Here is a 17090-nt window from a genome sequence, read left to right on the forward strand (position 1 = left end):
CGGACGGATTGTTGCCGTCACGATCGCGTCACGAACAACGGTTCCGTGCGGAAAAGCTGTCACAACGCGCGGCCGGGAAACGACCAGCGGGGCGTGATCGAATCCCTCTCGCTGCTCGGCGCGGGCGGCCACCCCGCGCACGGAACCGACTTCACCGCCGTCGACATCCGGACGACCGGGTTGCGCCCCGGGCGCGTCGTCGAGGTCGCCGCGGTGCGGGTCCACGCCGACGGTTCGATCGTCGGCGAGCTGACGACGCTGGTGGATCCCGGCGCCGGGATCCCACCCGGTCCGGCGCTCGTCCACGGCATCACGCGCGCCGAACTCGACGACGCGCCGTCGTTCGGCGCCGTGCTGGGGCCGCTGCTCGACCTGTGCGCCGGCAGCGTGATCGTGGCCCACGACCTGGCGTTCGTCACGGCGTTCCTCGACTTCGAAGTCAAGTTCCTCGGCGTCCGGATGCCCGTGCTGCCGGGCGTCTCGACGCTGACGGCCGCGCAGTCGGTGGTGCGGCTGCCGAACTACCGGCTCGCCACCGTGGCCCACGCTCTGGGGGTGCCCACCCGGCCCGGGCAGTCGGCGCTGTCCGGCGCGAGGACGGTTGCCCAGCTGGTCACCGGCCTGTTCGGGCGGTACGGGTTCACGTTCGCGGCGCCGCTGGTCTTTCCCGGTCTGCCGCGGTTCGCCGGCGGACGGCTGCGTCCGCGCGCCGAGGCGCTGCCGGTCGAGCCGGGGTGGATGGCCGAGGCCCTCGAGCGGATCTCGGCCGGCCGGAGCGGGGACGCCTACCTGGACCTGCTCGCCGAAGTCGTCGCGGACCAGCACCTGTCTTATGCGGAAGTGGCGGCCTTGGCCGCTTCGGCAACCGAGGCCGGGTTGTCCGAAGGGCGCGTGCGCTCGACCCACGAACTGCTCGTGAAGGCGCTGCGGGAAATCGCGGAACGGGACGGCGTCGTGACCGCAGTGGAGGCACGCGAGCTGCGTGAGGTCGCGAAGGCGCTGGGAGTGGCCGGAGTCGACCTGCAGCCTTCGGCCGGCGGCAAGGCGACCCGGGTGCTGGTGCTCGGCACCACGGTGGCGGCGGACGGGATGCGCGCCCGCGTGCTCGCCGAGGGCGTCCAGCTGGCCAAGAAGCTGACCGCGAGCGTCACACACCTCGTGGTCGACGCGTCGGTACCGGCCACCGAGCGCCGGCTGGCGAAGGCGGCCGAGCTGGGCGTGGAGGTGGTCGACGTCCGCGCCGCACCGGTGGCGCTCGGGTTCGAACCGCCGCCCGCGGTGCGAGCCGCGGCCGCACTGTCCGGCCGGGTGACGAAGGTGCTCGGGGGACGGGTGCTCATGGGGGTGGGACTGCTGCTGATGTTCATCGTCGTCGTGGCGATGTTCAGCGGCGCGGCACTGGCGGCGGGGATCTTCCTCGCGGTACTGGGCGTCGGCGCCCTGCTCGGCGGCTGGGTGATCGCCGAGCCGGCGCCGCGGTGACCGGGACTTCGGTACGGTCGACCGGGTGCCGAGACTGATCCACTTGAACGGGCCGTCCGGGATCGGGAAGTCGACGATCGCGCGGACCTACGCCGAGCGGCATGCCGGGGTGCTCAACCTCGACACCGATCGGGTCGTCTGCCTCATCGGGGGCTGGCAGGACACCTTCTTCGAGACCTTCAAGGCCGCGCAACTGCTCACCCTCGCCATGGCCGAGACGCACCTGCGGACCGGGCACGACGTCGTCATGCCGCAGCTCGCCACCCGGGTGATCGACATCCAGGCCTTCGAGGACGTCGCGAAACGCTGCGACGCCGAATACCGGGAAATCTTGCTGACCGCGGACAAGGCCGTCGCCGGGGCCCGGTTCGCCGATCGGGCGGCGAACGGCGATGCCGCCACCAAGGGGATCGACGCCGTCCTCAACGGACGCGGGGGGATCGCCGTGGTCGAGCGGATCCACGACCAGCTCGCCGCCTACCTCCCGCAGCGGCCGGACTGCGTCGTCGTGGCCACCGGCGGCCGCGACCCCGGCCAGACCTATGCGGACGTCGTGGCGCTGCTCGAGCCGGGGGTGGGGAGGCGCCCGCCCGCGGGCTCGGGTTCACTGTGACCATGGCGGGAATTCCGGAACTCGCGCTCCGGCAGATCGAACGGTGGTGCGCGCGGCGCGTCCCCGAGCACCTGCACGACCAGGTGCGCGTCGAATGCCGGACCCGAGGCCGTTCGGTCACGATCGTCGAGTGCCGCGCGCCCTGGTCGCCAGAGGCCGGGCCCGAGTGGACGGAGCAGAAGATCGCTCAGCTGCGCCTCGACGAGTTCGGGATCTGGTCGATCCGCTGGTCCGATCGGAACGGCCGGTGGCTGACCTACCCGGACGCTCCCGTCGCGAGCACGCCGCCACCGCTGCTCGCCGAGGTCGAGCGCAACCCGAACGGGATCTTCTGGGGCTAGCTCGCCTCCGGCGGCGGGAAGCGGACCTCGTTGCGGTCGATCTTCGCGTGCGCCGCGGCCGCCAGGTCCACGCCCAGGCGGTCGGCCAGCTGCAGCAGGTACAGCGTGACGTCCGCGATCTCGTCCAGGACGTTCGCTTCCAGCGCGGGATCTTCGCGCCACGCGTCGGACTCCGCCGGCGTCAGCCACTGGAACAGCGAGGTCAGCTCGCCGACCTCGCCGGACAACGCCATCACGAGGTTCTTCGGGGTGTGGTACGGCTCCCAGGCGCGGGCCGCCGCGAAGCCGCGGAGGCGCTGGGTCACGTCGTCGAAAGTCACCCGGCGATTGTCCTCGGTGGTCACGGTGCGCTAACGGCCGTATGGCGGACTGCCGTTGACCGGTGAATCTCTCACTCAATAGGTTGAACTTCGTCGGGATGCTTGCGGGGCTTGAAGCACGGAAAGGAACGTCTTGAAGTACCTGCGATCCGTCCGCGGACGCATGCTCTGCATCGCGTTCGTCCCGGGCGGTGCGCTCGTCGTGGTGGCCGTCGTGATCGCGTTCTTGCTGGTCCACCAAGCGAACCGGACGCGCGACAGCGCCTTGGACGCGGCCGACGCCGCGGGCCGGACCGCCCGAGCCGTCGTCGCGCTGCAGGGTCAGCGCAGCGAAGCGATGTCCGCGCCCGACCAACGGACCGCCGCGTACGCGAATTTCACCCAGCGGATCGACACCGCCATCGCCGGGCTGCGCGAGTACACGCGCCGCGCGCCCGATGCGGAATCCGCATACCAGCAGACCACCGCCGTCGAGCTGCTTTCCGTCGCCGAAGGCATGGATCGTTCCGATTCCCTCGCCCTGGCGGGGATCGACGGCGTGACGCGGCGGCCGTTCACCGAGGCCGTGGCCGCCTACCGGACCGAACTGGACCGGATTGCGCCGCAGCTCACCGAAAGTGGCCGTATCGCGTACGAGTCGCTCACCCGCAGCGCCGATTGGAGCAGGCTCGCCGCCGCCGAGGACGCGTTCGCGGCCGGCGAGCCGTTGCCCATTCCCGAATCCACGTGGCGCAGCGCCGCCTACGCGGTCTCCCAGCAGCTCGGCGTCCTGTACTCGCAGCAGAGCCAGTACGCCGTGCAGCTCACCCTCGACGACGGCCGCCGCACGCTGGCCGGCGCGATCGCCGCGAGTTCGGCCCTGCTGCTGGGTGCCGGGCTCCTGCTCGTCGTCGTGCGGCGGCTCGTCGCGCGCGTGCCGGTGCCGGTCGTCCCGATCATGGTGCCGACCATGCAGGCGGCCATCCCGCGACCCCGCCACGCACGGTTACGACGGCCGCGCGTGCCCGAGCCGTGGCCGATGAAAGCCGTGCTCGACGACTTGCGGCGCCGATGAAGACCTCACGCAAAGTCACCGATTACGCCGAAAAGAGCACGCGGTTGGCCCATACGCGCGTTCGCCGGGCTCGGGCAGACTGGTCCGCGTGAGTCCCCCCTCGGATCTTCGCCCCTACCTGCGCACTTTGGACGCGGAGACGCTGGCGGACCTGTTGCACGCCCAGGCCGAGCGTGACCCTGAGTTGCGGCACTCGCTCGAACTGCGCGCGGCCACCCAATCCGGTGACGTCAGCGAGGCGCACCGGCTGCTCGACACCGCGGTGACCGACGGGAACGGCGAGTACACCGCGAAAGTGGGCGCCGTCCTGGACACGCTGCAGCGGATGCTCGACCTCGGGAGCCGCGCCGACCTGGCCCCGCTCGCCCGCCGCACGGTCGACGACATCAGCGAGGTGCTCGAACAGTCCGGCGACCACACCGGCGACCTCGGCGACCGGCTGGACCGCGCCGTGGCGCTGTACGCCCGCGCGTGCGCCGCCCGGCCGCCGGACCCGGAGAAGCTGGCCGACTGGATCCTCGAGGTCGAGTTCGACGGCCCCGGCCGCCCGTCGATCGACCTCGCCGACTTCGCGACGGCGCTGGGCGAGCCCGGCCTGCGCCGGATCAAGTCCACTGTGGACGACGTGCTGACGGCGGGCGGCCCCGGTCACCGCCGGGACGTCGCCGAACGGCTGCGGGAGCAGCTGGCCGAGGTGCTCGGCGACGTCGACGAGCTGGTCGCGATCCTGTCCGCCAAGCCACCGCGGCGCGACGTCAGCCTCAAGATCGTCCGGGTGCTGCGCGCCGCCGGGCGGCACAGCGAGGCCATCGCGCACGCCGCCCGCGCCCTCACCCACGACAAGAACCCGAAGCCGCCCGAACCCGAAGACGAAACTTCCCGCCGTCGCAAGGACTTCGACGCCGAACCGGACCGCGAGACGTTCGCCGCGCTGCGTGAAGCCGCGACCGCCGACGGGAAGTGGACGACACAGCGCCGGGCCGCGCTGGCCCGCCTGCGCGAGCTGGCCGCCGAGAGCACCGGGCAAGCCGACGAGCTGGCCCGCGTCCTGCTCGACGACGGCCGTCCCGACGAAGCCTGGCGCGCGTGCGTGCGGTTCGGGGCGTCGCCGGAGCTGACGCTCGAACTGGCCGAGCAGCGCGCGGCCGAGCACCCGGCCGAGACGATCCCGGTCTTCCGCGAGCACGTCGAAGAGCTCATCGAGCGCAAGGACCCGCAGGCCTACCAGGAAGCCGCGCGCCGGCTGAAGCTGTTGCGCACCTTGCACAAGCGGGCGGAAAGCGCGGACGAATTCACCGCTTACCTCGCGGCGCTGGTGGAAACCCACCGCCGGAAAACCCGGCTGATCACGGAAATCCGCACCGCGCGGATCGCCTTGCCAAAAGCCGTATCCTCCCCGCGCGCACCTCGTTGACCCTGCTGAACCGGTGTTTCACGTGCACCGGGATCAGCGAAGTTCCGCCAAGACGGCGACGCTCTTGGCCAGCGATGTCGCGGTGGCCCTGTTCCGCCGTCCGGCTCGGCGCCTCCCCGCCGAGCGCGCGGCGGGACCCGCGCCAGGGCCACCGCGACCAGCTCTGAGACATCCGGGGCTTCGCCCCGAGCCGGGGGCTCCGCCACCCGGAGCCCCCGAAAGCCCGCGTGAAAGCATTAGGGCATGAGCCCGGTGAGTCGCGCCCGCAAGAAGGCACCGCAGCCCGTCACCCACAGCGTGACCGGCCTTTTCAAGGACGTCCTGAACGACTTCTCGGCGCTGGGCGCCGACCCCGCGCCCGTCGACGTCGAGCTGCTCGCCTCCGAGGTCCTCGGCCAGTTCCACGACGTTCCCGTCGAAGAGGGCGACGAGCCGCTCGGCCTCGAGCTGATCGCCTTCGCGCAGCGCAAGATCACGCCGGGTGCCGCCGCGCTGCTGGCCGCTCTGAAGGTCGTCGCGGAGACCGACGTCGAGCGCAAGGCCGCCGAAGACGGCCTGCAGGTCGTCCTCGGCCGCGGCATCCCCGCGCCGACCTGGGCCGGCGACCTGGGCCAGGTCACCGCCGGCGAGTGCTGGCGGACCGGTGACGTCTACGGCGACGAGTCGTCCCTGCTCTGCGTCTTCACCCACGGCGACCAGGCGCACGGCCTGCTCGCCCTGCTCGACTTCACCGAGGGCGGCCGCGTGCGGGACCTCGTCGTGATCGAGCAGCCCGGTGAGGTGCTCGCCGAGATGCGGGCGCAGTCCGACGCCGACCCCGAGCTGGTCGTGCTGGAGGCCGTCGACCCCGCCGAGGCGCACCGCCTGCTCGCCGACGGCCTCGACGCCACCGACCACCTCGACGAGGCCGACGTCAGCGAGGACTACGCGCGCTTCCACGCGGTCGCGCTGACGTGGAGCCGCGCGCTGCCGGAACCCTCGCTCGTCCCCGAGGTCGCCGAGTGGTCCGACACCGAGCGGGCCGCCGTCGTCGAGCAGTTCGTCGCCGCCAGTGGTGAAGACGCCGACGCCGCCCGCGCGATCGGGCGCCTGCTCCTGGAGCACGGCCTGGCGACCGACCCCGCGAACCCGCTGCGCGTCGGGCCGGAGAAGATCGCGCGGTTCCTCGAAGGCCTGCTGGGCGAGGAGTTCGAGCTCGACGCCGGCCACGAGGAGGCCGTGGAGCCGGTCGTGCTGGCCTGGGTGCAGTGGACGGCAGACCGCGCCGGGCTCACCGGGACGGCGATCGCCGCCCTCGACGAGGCCGTCGCCGACTACCTGAGCGAGTACGCCGACGAGGACGACTCCCCGCTGGAGCGCTACTTCGGCGACGTCGGCGATCTGTCGCCGACCGAGCTCGCGGACGCGCTGGAACGCCGGATGTTCGCGGTGCCGTCGCTGACCACGGAGATCGAGGACGAGGAGGTCGACCTCGACCCCACCGACCCCGACCAGCGCCGCGCGCTGGTCATCGCCGAGGCCGACGAGGACGAGGAAGAGCAGCGGCTCGTGCTGCGCGCGACCGTCGTCGACCAGCTGTGGGACGACGAGCCCGCCGAAGCCTGGCAGGCCGTGCAGCGCCTGCAGGAGGGCGAACTCGACCGCGACGAGGTCTTCGAGCAGCTCATCGACGCGCTGGAAGGCAGCCTGCTGGAGTCCGAAACGCTCGAATACGACGCTGACGGCTATCTCGAGGCGCTGGCCGAGCTGGGCTGAGTCAGGGGAGCGGGCCTGCCGGTTCGATGGGCTTGGTCTTGCGACGACGCTCTTGCAGCCGGTCGTCGAAGTCCACGGCGAACGTTCCGGCGGCCATCGCGATCAGCAGGACCAGACCGAGCACCGCACCGACCCACGTGACGATCATCGCGAACATTGTGGGCCTCCTCCCCAGCTCAGAGCCGTTTTCCTGACTCCTTCAGGGTCGCTTTCGCCGGGGTCGGCCGGTATCGGCCAACCGGTTACGTCCTCTCGGCCGATCGGCCGGGTTCCGGCGCGGAGAGTCGCGGGCGCACGACGAAGAGTGCCCGGCCGTTCGCCCAGCGTGGGAATGCCCGGCATGTGGGTGACGGGCCGCGTCACCGGTCCGACGAATCGGCCGGCGCGAGAGCCCGTGACAGAGCCCGTGTCAGAGCTTGCGCAGGCGGACCCGGTTGATGGTGTGGTCGGCGTCCTTGCGCAGCACCAGCGTGGCCCGCGGGCGGGTCGGCTTGATGTTCTCCATCAGGTTCGGCTCGTTGATCGAGCGCCACAGGTGCCGCGCTTCGGCGCGGGCCTCGTCGTCGGGCAGGTCGGCGAAGTGGTGGAAGTGCGAGGCCGGGTCGGCGAACGCCGTGTGCCGCAGCTCGAGGAACCGCTCGATGTACCAGCGCTGGATGTCGTCGGTGTGCGCGTCGACGTAGATCGAGAAGTCGAAGAGGTCGGACACCATCAGCCGCGGGCCCGGCTGCAGCACGTTCAGGCCCTCGAGGATGAGGATGTCCGGCTGCTGCACCACCTGCTCCTGGCCGGGCAGGATGTCGTAGGCCAGGTGCGAGTACACCGGCGCGGCGACGCGCTCGGCGCCCGACTTCACCTCGGTGACGAACCGCAGCAGCGCGCGGCGGTCGTAGCTCTCGGGGAAGCCCTTGCGGTGCATGATCCCGCGCCGCATCAGCTCGGCGCGCGGGTGCAGGAACCCGTCGGTGGTGACCAGGTCGACGCGAGGGTGGTCCGGCCAGCGGGCGAGCAGCGTGCGCAGGATGCGGGCGGTGGTCGACTTGCCGACCGCCACGCTCCCGGCGATGCCGATCACGTACGGGACCTTCGTGCCGCGGGAGTCGTCACCGAGGAACGTCGTCGTGGCTTCGTAGAGCCGCTGGCGCGCGGCGACCTGCAGGTTGATCAGGCGTGAAAGCGGGAGGTAGACGTCGGCCACCTCGGCGAGGTCGACCTGCTCGCCGAGCCCGCGCAGGCGCAGCAGCTCGGCCGCGGTCAGCGGCAACGGTGTCGAACTTCGTAGTTCTTTCCATTGTTCCCGGTGCAGCTCGACATACGGGCTGAGTTCGCGGACCCGGGTCATCGCACACTCCTCCGGCCGTCGCCTGCATTGGCGGACGTTCACCTGCGCGATCAACGGTAGGGCTTACGGCCGTTGAACGCGCTGTGATGTAGTCCACGCCGGGTTTCGGTTGATCACCGCGCGTTACGGAAGACCTCGTCCCACGCCGCCGCGACTTGACGCGCGCACGTCGCGGGGTCGACGCCGCCGACGCCCGTGCCCAGGCCGGGCATCGCGATCGTGTCGACGTACTCCCGCACCGGGCCCTGGTCGAGCCCGCCGTCACGCCATTGGAGGAACACCGCGCGCGCCGCGAGATAGGGGTGCACGGTGTCGGCGGGCAGCCGCTCGCCGGGTCCGCGCATCGTCGGGGCGCTGATCAGCCACGCCGGTTCGGCTTCGCCGGTGGGGACGATCACCGCCTCGCCGATGGGCAGCTCACCGCCGTGAAAAGCCAAAACCGCACTTCGGACGCTCTGCTCGACCCCGGGGAACGCCCGCGCGTAGACGGCGTCGATACCGCCGCGCATCCAGCCGTAGGAGTTGGCCGGGCTGACCACGGCCTGGGCGACGACGTCGAGCACCGACCCGCGGTGCACCCGGACCCGGCCCGTCACCTTCGCGGCGGCGGACGTCCAGGCGGTGGCGAGTGGTTCATCGACGGCGCACAGCACCAGCTCCGGTGTGCGAGGGGAGACCGGCGGGTGCGTGCCCTCACGGCCGGTGTGCGTGCCCGAGTCGGCGGTCACATCCCTAGCATCGCAAAAAATGCCACCCGGCGTAACCGGTTCTGGTACCGGCTGTCCGAGTGAAAGTCGCCACGCCCGGGCCCCGTAACCTGGGTGTTGTGTCACGGATCGCATACTTCGGCCCCCAGGGGACCTTCACCGAACAGGCCGCACGGGCCCTCGCCGGCGGCGAGGAACTGATTCCGGTCGAGACCGTCCGGCTGGCGATGACGGCCGTCCGCAAGGGCGAGGCGGACGCCGCGTGCGTCCCCATCGAGAACTCGGTCGAGGGCGTGGTGCCCACCACCCTCGACGCGCTCAGCGAGTCGACCCCGCTGGTCGCCGTGGCCGAACACATCCTGCCGGTCCACTTCAGCGTGCTGACGCGGCGCGGCGGCGGGGACATCAAGACCGTCGCCAGCCACCCGCACGCGCTCGCCCAGGTCCGCGAGTGGGTCGAGGCGAACCTGCCGGGCGCGCACCCGGTGGCGTCGTCGTCGACGTCGGCGGCCGCGGTCGGGGTGCTCGAGGGTCAGTTCGACGCCGCGGTCTGCGCGCCGGTCGCCGTCGAGCACTACGACCTCGAGGTGCTGGCCACCGAGGTCGCCGACGTCAGCGACGCCGCGACGCGGTTCCTGCTGGTCCGCCCGCCGGGCGAGCTGCCGGAGCCGACGGGCGCCGACCGGACGTCCGTGGTCGCCGCGGCCGCGAACCGCACCGGCACATTGGCCGAGCTGCTCACCGCGCTGGCCGACCGCGGGATCAACCTGACCCGCCTCGACGCCCGCCCGACGCGCAGCAACTTCGGCGAATACCGCTTCTTCATCGACTTCGAGGGGCACGTGGCCGAGCCGCGGATCCTCGACGCGCTGACGGCGTTGCGCCGGCACTGCCGCAACCTGCGGTTCCTCGGCTCGCACCCGCGCGCCGACGGCACGCGCACCACGATCCAGCCCGGAGCCGGCAACGACGACTTCGTCGACGCCGCCGTGTGGGCCGACGCGGTCCGCAAGGGGGACCTGGCGTGAGGCTGCTGCTCATCCGCCACGGTCAGACCGAAGGGAACGTCCGCGGCGCGCTGGACACCGCCCTGCCCGGCCCGCCGCTGACCGAGCTCGGCCGCACCCAGGCCGACGCGCTCGCCGAGCGGCTGGCGGGGGAGCCGATCGCCGCGGTCTACGCGTCGCAGGCGACCCGCGCCCAGCAGACGGCGGCGCCGCTGGCGGCCCGGTTCGACCTGGACGTCCAGGTCGTCGACGGCGTCCACGAGGTCGGCGCGGGTGACCTCGAAGGGGCCACCGACCACGAGTCGATCCGCGTCTACATGGACGTCGTGAAGCGGTGGACGCTCGGCGAGCTGGCGCCGTCGCTGCCCGGCGGCGAGAGCGGCACGAGCGTGCGCACCCGGATGCTCGACGCGGTCGGCCGGCTGCGCGCCAAACACGAGCAGGCCGACCCGGACAGCGTGCTCGCGCTGGTCAGCCACGGCGGCGCGATCCGGCTTTCGGCCGAGTGGCTGGCGCCGAACGTCCACGCCGACATCGCCAACGCGGCGCTGATCCCGAACACCGGCCTGGTCGAGCTGGACGCGCGTCCGGACGGCCGGTGGCACTGCCTGACCTGGGTTGACACGCCGCTCTGATCGTCACGAAAGTGTGATCCCGTCACGTTTAGAACACTTTTGGTGGGGAATTAACGGTTCGAACCAACCTGCCGAAGATCCGTACGTCTACCCATAAGCACCACACCAGGGAGGCGATTGACATGGTTCGGACGAAGCTTTCACGGTTGCTGCCGGTCATCGCGGCTTCGGCGGGCGTTCTCGCGCTTTCCGCCTGCGGAAGCGGCGGAACCACGAACGCGGCGAGCAGCTCGACGCCGTCGACCACGGCGTCGCCCACCTCGACCACCGCCACCACGGCCGCGCCCAGCCCGAGCAGCTCGACGCCGGCCCCGTCGACCCCCGTCCAGCCGGCGAACAACGGCCTTTGCAAGGCCGGCGACGTCACGCTGTCGCTCGGCCAGGGCGACGCCGGCGCGGGCTCGGTGTACCGGCCGCTGCTCATCAAGAACAGCAGCTCGAAGGCGTGTGAGATCCAGGGCTTCCCCGGCGTCTCGTACGTGGCGGGCACCGACGGGCACCAGGTCGGCAAGGACGCCTTCCGCGAGGGCACCAAGGGCAACGCGGTGAAGCTGGACCCGGGCCAGACCGCGGTCGCCGACATCCAGTTCGTGAACGTGCGGAACTTCGACTCGGGCACCTGCCAGCCGACCGCGGTGAAGGGCCTGCGGATCTACTTGCCGCAGGAGACCGCGTCGAACTTCGTGCCGACCGACGGCACCGCCTGCGCGAGCACGAAGATCCCCGGCAACCAGCTCTCGGTGAAGACGGTCCACACCTCCTAGAGGCGGCCGCAGAGCTCCTGCGCCTGGACCAGGTGCCGCTGGCCGGAGATGTCGTTGAAGTGCAGGCTGAGCACCATGCGGCTGACGCCGTCGATGTGGTCGGCCAGCGGCTGGTAGGTGGCGTTGACCTGGGCGGCGGCCGCGGACAGCTCGCGCGCCGCCGTCATCCGGTGCAGCCGTTCGGGCGTGAGGCCGGGCGTCAGCGACGGCTGCGCGTCCCGGCTCGTGTCCGGCAGCTCGCCGACGCGGTCCAGGGCCTGGCACGCGGCCAGTGCGTCGTCGAGCGCACCCGCGTGCACGCCGGACAGCCCCCAGAGCAGCCCGAGCACGCCGCCGCCGAGCACGAACCCGGCGACCGCGCACAGCACGAGCATCCGGCGTGACTGCGGCGGGGCCGCCTTGACCTCCTCGGACTCGGTCGGGGACTCGTCGAAATCGGGCTCGGCGTCGGTGCCGGTGCCCTGGTCCACGGTGCGCATAGCCGCCTCCCACCACCTGGGTGATGACGTATTTCAGCTCACAAACCCGGATCCTGGTGCAGTACCGCCACGGCTGAGTCCGATTTGTCATCGAGCGGAAAGCGCCGCAGCGCGACGGAGGCGAACCCGGCGATGATCAGCATCGCCAGACCGGACACCGCGAACGTGTGCGCCGCGGTGCCGAGCGCCTCGGTCAGCACCCCGCCGAGCAGGGCACCGAGCGGGATCGCGCCCCAGACGACCGTGCGCCACACGCCGAGCACCCGGCCGAGCAGCTCGCCGGGCACCAGCGTGTGCCGCGCGGTGGCGAGTACGACGTTGACGGCGACCACGGCGGCCGCGAACAGGCCGAACAGGGCCGCGGCCGCGACCGGCGAGCGCACCAGGCCCATCCCGCCGAACCCGGCACCGCAGCCGAGGATCCCGCCGAGCACGACCACGCGCCGGCCGGCCGCGCGCACCAGCCGCGGGGTGACGCCGGCGCCGAGCAGCCCGCCGATGCCGCCGGCGAACGCGAAGAACCCGAAGGTCGCGTCGGACAGGTGGAGGTCGTCGAGCGCGTAGAGCACCAGCTGCGCCTGCGCGAGCTCGCTGACCAGGCTGAGCAGCCCGGCGACGATGACCAGGCGCTTGAGCAGCGCGTTCCCGCGCAGCCAGCGCAGGCCGCCGGCCAGCTCGGTGCGCAGCCGCGCGGGCTCCCGGGCTTCGCGCCGCGGCCGGTAGCTGCCGGCGAGCCCGAGCAGCACCGCGGCCGCGATCGCGAATCCCGCGGAGTTGAGGACGAAGGGGAGGGCGGCGAAGAGTGCGAAGGTCAGGCCGCCGACCGGGCCGCCGAGGAACGTCTGGCCGACGATCTCGCACGCCTGGAGCTTGCTGTTCGCCGCGTCGAGCGAGCCGTCGCCGACGACCGCCGGGATCAGGGCGTTGGCCGCGCTGTCCGCGATCGTCTCGGCGGTCCCGATGACCAGCGCCGTCAGGTAGACCAGCCAGATCGTCATCCCGCCGGCGGCGACGAGCACGGCGAGGGTGCCGACGGCGACGGCGCGGGCGGTGTTCGCGGCGATCATCGCGCGCCGCCGGTCGATCCGGTCGACCAGCGCGCCGGCGACGGCGGCGAAGAGCAGCCAGGGCAGGAACTGGGTGGCGGACAGCCCGGCGATCAGCACGGGATCGCGGGTCAGCGTCGTCGCCAGCAGGGGCAGGGCCACCTTGCCGATGCCGTCGCCCAGGTGCGAGACGGCGCTCGACGTCAGCAGCCACGTGAGTCTCCGGGCAGGGTTCACCGCGACCCCCAGCACTCATCGCAGTCAGTCAATGACTTCGAGTAACAGGATAAGCGCTGATGTCACCCTGTGGTGGTCACGGTGTCACTACTAGTGCGAGGTTCAGCCCCAGCCGAGCTCGTGCAGCCTGGCGTCGTCGATGCCGAAGTGGTGACCCAGCTCGTGCACGACGGTGATGAGGACCTCTTCGACGACCTCGTCCTCGTCCTCGCACATCGAGAGGATCGGCTGCCGGTAGATCGAGATCCGGTCGGGCAGCACCCCGCCGTACGACGACGTCCGCTCGGTGAGCGCGATGCCGTGGTAGAGCCCGAGGATGTCCGGTGCCTCGTCGTTGAACTCCTCGACCAGCACGACGACGTTGTCCATCGCCTTCGCGAACTCCGCCGGTACCTCGTCCAGGGCTTCCGAGACCAGCTCCTCGAACCGCTCCCGGCTCATCTCGACCGGCATCAGCCGTTCTGCTTCGACGTCGGCGGGGCCGAGCTCGACGTCGCCGGCCCGCCGCCCCCGTCCGATGGCGGGCCGCCGTCCTGGGGCTGGCCGCCGGGGCCGTCGGGACCGGCCGGGGCGGCCTTGATGCTGCCGGTCACAGCCTGCAGGCCGCTCTTGTCCGGCAGCAGCGCCGCCACCTTGCAGTTGACCTTGCTCGACCCGGCGTCCCAGCTCTCCTGCTCCCGCAGGTCCCAGGTCAGGATCAGCTTCTTCGCGTCCAGGTCGGCGCCGCCCGTGTAGTCCGCCGCCTGCTTGGTGCACTCGGTGTCGAGCCACGCCTTCTGGTCGTCCTGCGACGGGTAGGTGTCCTTGAACTTCGTCTTCAGGTCGAGCGTCGCGATGATCTCGTAGGAGTGCGGCTTGCTGCAGTCGATCGGGTCGCCGACGCCCTTGCCCTGCAGCGCGAGGCAGGTGCCGGGCTCGAAGACGAGCGACTGGTCCTGCTCCTTCGCCGGTCCGGTGGTCGGCAGCAGCGTGCCGCCGGGGCCCGCCCACTGCAGGCCGCAGCGCAGCTGACGGTCGCCGTCGTCCCACTGCGACGGCGTCGGGCGCAGCAGGTTCGTCGTGAGCTTGCCGTACGGGTCGAGGTTGTGACCGAGGTACGGCTTCACATCCGACGTGCACTTCTGCTGGGCGATCTGCTGCCACTGGTCCAGCGCCGGCACCGGCGCGCCCTCCGGGAACTGGGCGCCGATGTCCACGAGCGCGGTCACCTCGAACTTGTGCGGCTGCGTGCAGGCCACCTTGCGCGCGTCGCTCGCGTCCGGGTTGGTCCAGGTCAGGCAGCTGCCGGGGGGCGAATGGAACGCCTCCTCGGCCTCCGGGGACAGCTTGCCGGCGCCGCCGCCGGCCCCGCCCGCGATTTCGCCGCCCCACGAGAAGACGACGCTGAGGGCGAGCGCGATGAGCGCGCCCGCGAAGATCCCGCCCATCACGACGCGGGTGCGCAGCGTCTGCGTGGCGGCTGGGAACCGATCGGCGCTGGGAGACATCGCAGTCCATGATGCCCGCGCCGCGCGCGACGTGCGCGACCTGGGTGGTTAGGGTGGGTCACGGTTTCGTGGTGGCCGGGATTACGGAGCGCACATGACGCAGGACAGCAACGGTGGGGACCAGCCGCCCCCCGAGCCGCCGAAGCGCGGTTCGATGAGATTCCAGGACTCGAACACACAGCCCCGCCAGCCTTCGGTCGCGGAGCAGCGAGCGCGTCAACAGGCGCTCGCGCAGGAGGAACGCGACGAGGAGCTGGCCCGTCAGGCGGACGCCAAGGCGGCCACCCGGCGCAAGATCCTCATCGGCAGTGGCGTGACCGTCGGTCTCGTCGGCCTGGTCGCGACGTTCTACACGGTCGCGAAGCCGGCCGGTGAGGTCACCGCGGTCTGCACCGACTCGAACGGCATCGTTCAGGGCGACGACAACTGCGACGAGACCTACGTGACCAGTCACGGCGGGTACTCCAGCGGTGGCTTCCTGTTCCTGCCGATCGGCGGGGGCGGATACAACAGCTACCGCTACAACTACGGCGGATCCGGCGTCGTCGGGCAGCGCGTGTCCGGGGGCTCGTACGACGCGCCGTCGTCGCGGACCAGCGTCAACACGAAGTCCGGCAAGTCCGTCCAGCGCGGCGGCTTCGGCATCAGCGGCAAGAGCGGCAGCACCGGGAGCACCGGCGGCAGCGGCAAGAGCGGGGGATCGTAGGTGTACCGGGACCGGCGTGAGCCGCGGCGTGACTGGCAGCGGATCGTCGAGGAGCAGGGGCTCGTCTACGGCACGCCGGCCCGCGACAGCAGCGGCCGGATGCGGCCGTACTGGGACGAGTCGGTGCACTACGTCTTCGACATGGACGAGGTCCTCTCGCTCGAGGCCGACGTCGAACTGCTGCACTCGATGTGCCTGGAGGCCGTCGACAACGTCGTGACGACCGAGGGCTACCAGCGGTTCGGCATCCCGGAGTGGGTCTGGCCGCACATCGCCGAGTCGTGGAAGCGGCAGGACCCGCACGTCTACGGCCGGTTCGACCTGCGCTACGACGGCAAGTCGCCGGCGAAGCTGCTGGAGTACAACGCGGACACGCCGACCACGCTGCTGGAGGCGTCGCTGCTGCAGTGGCACTGGAAGACCGACGTCTTCCCGGACGACGACCAGTGGAACTCGATCCACGAGAAGCTCGTCGAGCGGTGGTCCTTCCTGCAGGACAAGCTGCCGTCGAACGAACTGCACTTCACCTGGTCGGCCGCCGACCCCTCCGGCGAGGACAACGTCACCACGGCGTACCTCCAGGAGACCGCGGCCGAGGCCGGGCTCGACACGGTGGGGCTGGCGATCGAGGAGATCGGCTGGGACCCGGTGCTCAAGCGGTTCGTCGACCTCGAAGAGCGGCAGATGGCGACCGTGCTGAAGCTGTACCCGTGGGAGTGGGTGGTCGACGAGGAGTTCGGCCGCAACGCCGTCGAGTCGCTGCCGCGGACGCTGTGGATCGAGCCGCTCTGGAAGATGATCCTCTCCAACAAGACGCTGCTGGCGATCCTGTGGGAGAACTACCCGGGCCACCCGAACCTGCTGCCGGCGTTCGCCGACGACCCCGGCCTGCTCACCGAGTACGTCCGGAAGCCGAAGCTCGGCCGCGAGGGCGCCAACGTCCAGATCGTCGCGACCGGCTACGAGACCCAGACCGACGGCGTCTACGGTGCCGAAGGCTTCGTCTACCAGGCGTTCGACCCGCTGCCCGAGTTCGACGGCTACCGGCCGGCGCTCGGCGCGTGGATCGTCGGCGACAGCTCCGCCGGGCTCGGCATCCGGGAGACCGGCGGCCTGGTGACCGACGACGGTGCGGCATTTGTCCCACACCGCATCCCCGAAGCGTGATACAACACCGCTGCTGATCAGCTCTTTCTCCTGGGAGACAACTCGTGAACACGACCCTTGCGCTGTCCGACACGTTCGGCTCCGACCTCGTGCGGGGGATCGGCGCGATCCTGCTCTACGGCGTCGTCGGCCTGCTGCTGATGTTCGCCGGCTTCTACGCGATCGACTGGACCACGCCGGGCAAGCTGTCGAAGCTGGTGCACGCGGGCCTGCCGAACGCCGTGATCGTCACCGCGTCCGGAATGCTCGCGATGTCGTTCATCATCGTGGTGGCGATCTTCAACTCGGCCAGCGACCTGACCGGGGGCCTGATCACCTCGCTGGTCTACGGCCTGCTCGGGATTGCCGTCCAGGTGATCGCGGTGCGGCTGCTGGAGTGGGCGACGCGGATCGACGTCGGCTCGATGATCGAGAGCGAGAAGTTCGAACCGGCCAGCGTCGTGGTCGCGTCCGCGCACATCGCGTTGGGTCTCGTGATCGCGGTCGGCATCTCCTGACCCGGACGTCGTGGGCCATCCGGTGGGGATGGCCCAC

20 protein-coding genes are annotated in these 17090 nt (G+C 71.2%); 12 read left to right on the forward strand and 8 right to left on the reverse strand.

Features of this window, described 5'->3' with window-relative positions:
• Positions 1-93 precede the first annotated feature (93 nt).
• The 3 genes from QQ657_RS52425 to QQ657_RS52435 are packed head-to-tail and all read left to right on the forward strand — an operon-like array spanning position 94 to position 2436.
• Positions 94-1482 carry an exonuclease domain-containing protein gene (locus QQ657_RS52425; protein ID WP_284749978.1) on the forward strand — a complete coding sequence of 463 codons (1389 nt, stop codon included), beginning with the start codon at positions 94-96 and terminating at the stop codon, positions 1480-1482.
• Between the two features lie 25 nt (positions 1483-1507).
• A complete protein-coding gene (locus QQ657_RS52430) occupies positions 1508-2095 on the forward strand; it encodes a P-loop nucleotide/nucleoside kinase family protein (RefSeq protein ID WP_284749979.1) in 588 nt (195 codons plus the stop codon).
• Between the two features lie 2 nt (positions 2096-2097).
• Entirely contained in the window at positions 2098-2436 is a 339-nt protein-coding gene (locus QQ657_RS52435; protein ID WP_284749980.1) for a DUF3024 domain-containing protein, read from the forward strand.
• Here QQ657_RS52435 and QQ657_RS52440 read toward each other — a convergent pair.
• The gene (locus QQ657_RS52440; RefSeq protein WP_284749981.1) at positions 2433-2756 is read right to left on the reverse strand and encodes a nucleotide pyrophosphohydrolase; all 324 of its coding nucleotides are present in this window, start codon (positions 2754-2756) and stop codon (positions 2433-2435) included. The genes QQ657_RS52435 and QQ657_RS52440 overlap by 4 nt on opposite strands.
• Before the next feature lie 133 nt (positions 2757-2889).
• Here QQ657_RS52440 and QQ657_RS52445 point away from each other — a divergent pair, with 133 nt between their 5' ends.
• The 3 genes from QQ657_RS52445 to QQ657_RS52455 all read left to right on the forward strand — a co-directional run bounded on the left by QQ657_RS52445 (position 2890) and on the right by QQ657_RS52455 (position 6979).
• The gene (locus tag QQ657_RS52445; protein WP_284749982.1) at positions 2890-3810 is read left to right on the forward strand and encodes a nitrate- and nitrite sensing domain-containing protein; all 921 of its coding nucleotides are present in this window, start codon (positions 2890-2892) and stop codon (positions 3808-3810) included.
• A gap of 88 nt (positions 3811-3898) precedes the next feature.
• Positions 3899-5224: a tetratricopeptide repeat protein gene (locus QQ657_RS52450; RefSeq protein WP_350310775.1), complete on the forward strand. Its 1326-nt coding sequence runs from the start codon at positions 3899-3901 to the stop codon at positions 5222-5224.
• Between the two features lie 243 nt (positions 5225-5467).
• Positions 5468-6979 (forward strand): hypothetical protein, encoded by a 1512-nt coding sequence (locus tag QQ657_RS52455; RefSeq protein WP_284749983.1) that lies wholly within the window; start codon positions 5468-5470, stop codon positions 6977-6979.
• Position 6980: 1 nt separating this feature from the next.
• On the opposite strand, the gene QQ657_RS52460 is transcribed toward QQ657_RS52455, so the two are convergent.
• The 3 genes from QQ657_RS52460 to QQ657_RS52470 all read right to left on the reverse strand — a co-directional run bounded on the left by QQ657_RS52460 (position 6981) and on the right by QQ657_RS52470 (position 9049).
• The gene (locus tag QQ657_RS52460; RefSeq protein WP_284749998.1) at positions 6981-7127 is read right to left on the reverse strand and encodes a hypothetical protein; all 147 of its coding nucleotides are present in this window, start codon (positions 7125-7127) and stop codon (positions 6981-6983) included.
• Positions 7128-7388: 261 nt separating this feature from the next.
• On the reverse strand, positions 7389-8321 hold the full coding sequence (gene coaA / locus QQ657_RS52465) for a type I pantothenate kinase (RefSeq protein WP_284749984.1): 933 nt from the start codon (positions 8319-8321) through the stop codon (positions 7389-7391).
• A gap of 113 nt (positions 8322-8434) precedes the next feature.
• The gene (locus tag QQ657_RS52470; RefSeq protein ID WP_284749985.1) at positions 8435-9049 is read right to left on the reverse strand and encodes a macro domain-containing protein; all 615 of its coding nucleotides are present in this window, start codon (positions 9047-9049) and stop codon (positions 8435-8437) included.
• Between the two features lie 98 nt (positions 9050-9147).
• On the opposite strand from QQ657_RS52470, the gene pheA reads away from it, so the two are divergent.
• The 3 genes from pheA (at position 9148) to QQ657_RS52485 (ending at position 11434) form a co-directional block, all read left to right on the forward strand.
• Positions 9148-10056, forward strand: coding sequence for a prephenate dehydratase (gene pheA, locus QQ657_RS52475; RefSeq protein ID WP_284749986.1), 909 nt, complete (start codon positions 9148-9150; stop codon positions 10054-10056).
• Positions 10053-10670: a histidine phosphatase family protein gene (locus QQ657_RS52480; RefSeq protein ID WP_284749987.1), complete on the forward strand. Its 618-nt coding sequence runs from the start codon at positions 10053-10055 to the stop codon at positions 10668-10670. The genes pheA and QQ657_RS52480 overlap by 4 nt, the downstream gene beginning before the upstream one ends.
• 122 nt (positions 10671-10792) lie before the next feature.
• The gene (locus QQ657_RS52485) at positions 10793-11434 is read left to right on the forward strand and encodes a DUF4232 domain-containing protein (protein WP_434056867.1); all 642 of its coding nucleotides are present in this window, start codon (positions 10793-10795) and stop codon (positions 11432-11434) included.
• Here QQ657_RS52485 and QQ657_RS52490 read toward each other — a convergent pair.
• From QQ657_RS52490 to QQ657_RS52505, 4 genes are all read right to left on the reverse strand, one after another.
• Entirely contained in the window at positions 11431-11913 is a 483-nt protein-coding gene (locus QQ657_RS52490; RefSeq protein ID WP_284749988.1) for a hypothetical protein, read from the reverse strand. The genes QQ657_RS52485 and QQ657_RS52490 overlap by 4 nt on opposite strands.
• A 38-nt stretch (positions 11914-11951) precedes the next feature.
• Positions 11952-13196, reverse strand: a complete 1245-nt coding sequence (locus tag QQ657_RS52495; protein WP_284749989.1) for an MFS transporter — start codon at positions 13194-13196, stop codon at positions 11952-11954.
• 102 nt (positions 13197-13298) lie between these two features.
• A complete protein-coding gene (locus QQ657_RS52500; RefSeq protein ID WP_155548455.1) occupies positions 13299-13649 on the reverse strand; it encodes a metallopeptidase family protein in 351 nt (116 codons plus the stop codon).
• Positions 13649-14683: a septum formation family protein gene (locus QQ657_RS52505; RefSeq protein ID WP_284749990.1), complete on the reverse strand. Its 1035-nt coding sequence runs from the start codon at positions 14681-14683 to the stop codon at positions 13649-13651. The genes QQ657_RS52500 and QQ657_RS52505 overlap by 1 nt, the downstream gene beginning before the upstream one ends.
• 94 nt (positions 14684-14777) lie before the next feature.
• On the opposite strand from QQ657_RS52505, the gene QQ657_RS52510 reads away from it, so the two are divergent.
• Genes QQ657_RS52510 through QQ657_RS52520 form a run of 3 tightly spaced genes read left to right on the forward strand, consistent with a single transcriptional unit; the run spans position 14778 to position 17053 of the window.
• Positions 14778-15389 (forward strand): hypothetical protein, encoded by a 612-nt coding sequence (locus QQ657_RS52510; RefSeq protein WP_284749991.1) that lies wholly within the window; start codon positions 14778-14780, stop codon positions 15387-15389.
• Positions 15390-16556 carry a glutathionylspermidine synthase family protein gene (locus QQ657_RS52515; RefSeq protein ID WP_284749992.1) on the forward strand — a complete coding sequence of 389 codons (1167 nt, stop codon included), beginning with the start codon at positions 15390-15392 and terminating at the stop codon, positions 16554-16556.
• A 44-nt stretch (positions 16557-16600) separates the two neighbouring features.
• Positions 16601-17053 carry a DUF350 domain-containing protein gene (locus tag QQ657_RS52520; protein WP_284749993.1) on the forward strand — a complete coding sequence of 151 codons (453 nt, stop codon included), beginning with the start codon at positions 16601-16603 and terminating at the stop codon, positions 17051-17053.
• The last annotated feature ends 37 nt before the right edge of the window (positions 17054-17090 follow it).

Origin of the sequence: Amycolatopsis ponsaeliensis (assembly GCF_030182635.1) — a bacterium.
GTDB classification, from domain to species: Bacteria; Actinomycetota; Actinomycetes; order Mycobacteriales; family Pseudonocardiaceae; genus Amycolatopsis; species Amycolatopsis ponsaeliensis.

What these genes read in the sequence shown, in the direction of transcription:
- coaA (WP_284749984.1), bottom strand. Translation starts at nt 8,321, where the DNA reads ATGACCCGGGTCCGCGAACTCAGCCCGTATGTCGAGCTGCACCGGGAA.
- QQ657_RS52490 (WP_284749988.1), bottom strand. Translation starts at nt 11,913, where the DNA reads ATGCGCACCGTGGACCAGGGCACCGGCACCGACGCCGAGCCCGATTTC.
- QQ657_RS52500 (WP_155548455.1), bottom strand. Translation starts at nt 13,649, where the DNA reads ATGCCGGTCGAGATGAGCCGGGAGCGGTTCGAGGAGCTGGTCTCGGAA.
- QQ657_RS52460 (WP_284749998.1), bottom strand. Translation starts at nt 7,127, where the DNA reads ATGATCGTCACGTGGGTCGGTGCGGTGCTCGGTCTGGTCCTGCTGATC.
- QQ657_RS52510 (WP_284749991.1), top strand. Translation starts at nt 14,778, where the DNA reads ATGACGCAGGACAGCAACGGTGGGGACCAGCCGCCCCCCGAGCCGCCG.
- QQ657_RS52455 (WP_284749983.1), top strand. Translation starts at nt 5,468, where the DNA reads ATGAGCCCGGTGAGTCGCGCCCGCAAGAAGGCACCGCAGCCCGTCACC.
- QQ657_RS52485 (WP_434056867.1), top strand. Translation starts at nt 10,793, where the DNA reads ATGGTTCGGACGAAGCTTTCACGGTTGCTGCCGGTCATCGCGGCTTCG.
- QQ657_RS52505 (WP_284749990.1), bottom strand. Translation starts at nt 14,683, where the DNA reads ATGTCTCCCAGCGCCGATCGGTTCCCAGCCGCCACGCAGACGCTGCGC.
- QQ657_RS52435 (WP_284749980.1), top strand. Translation starts at nt 2,098, where the DNA reads ATGGCGGGAATTCCGGAACTCGCGCTCCGGCAGATCGAACGGTGGTGC.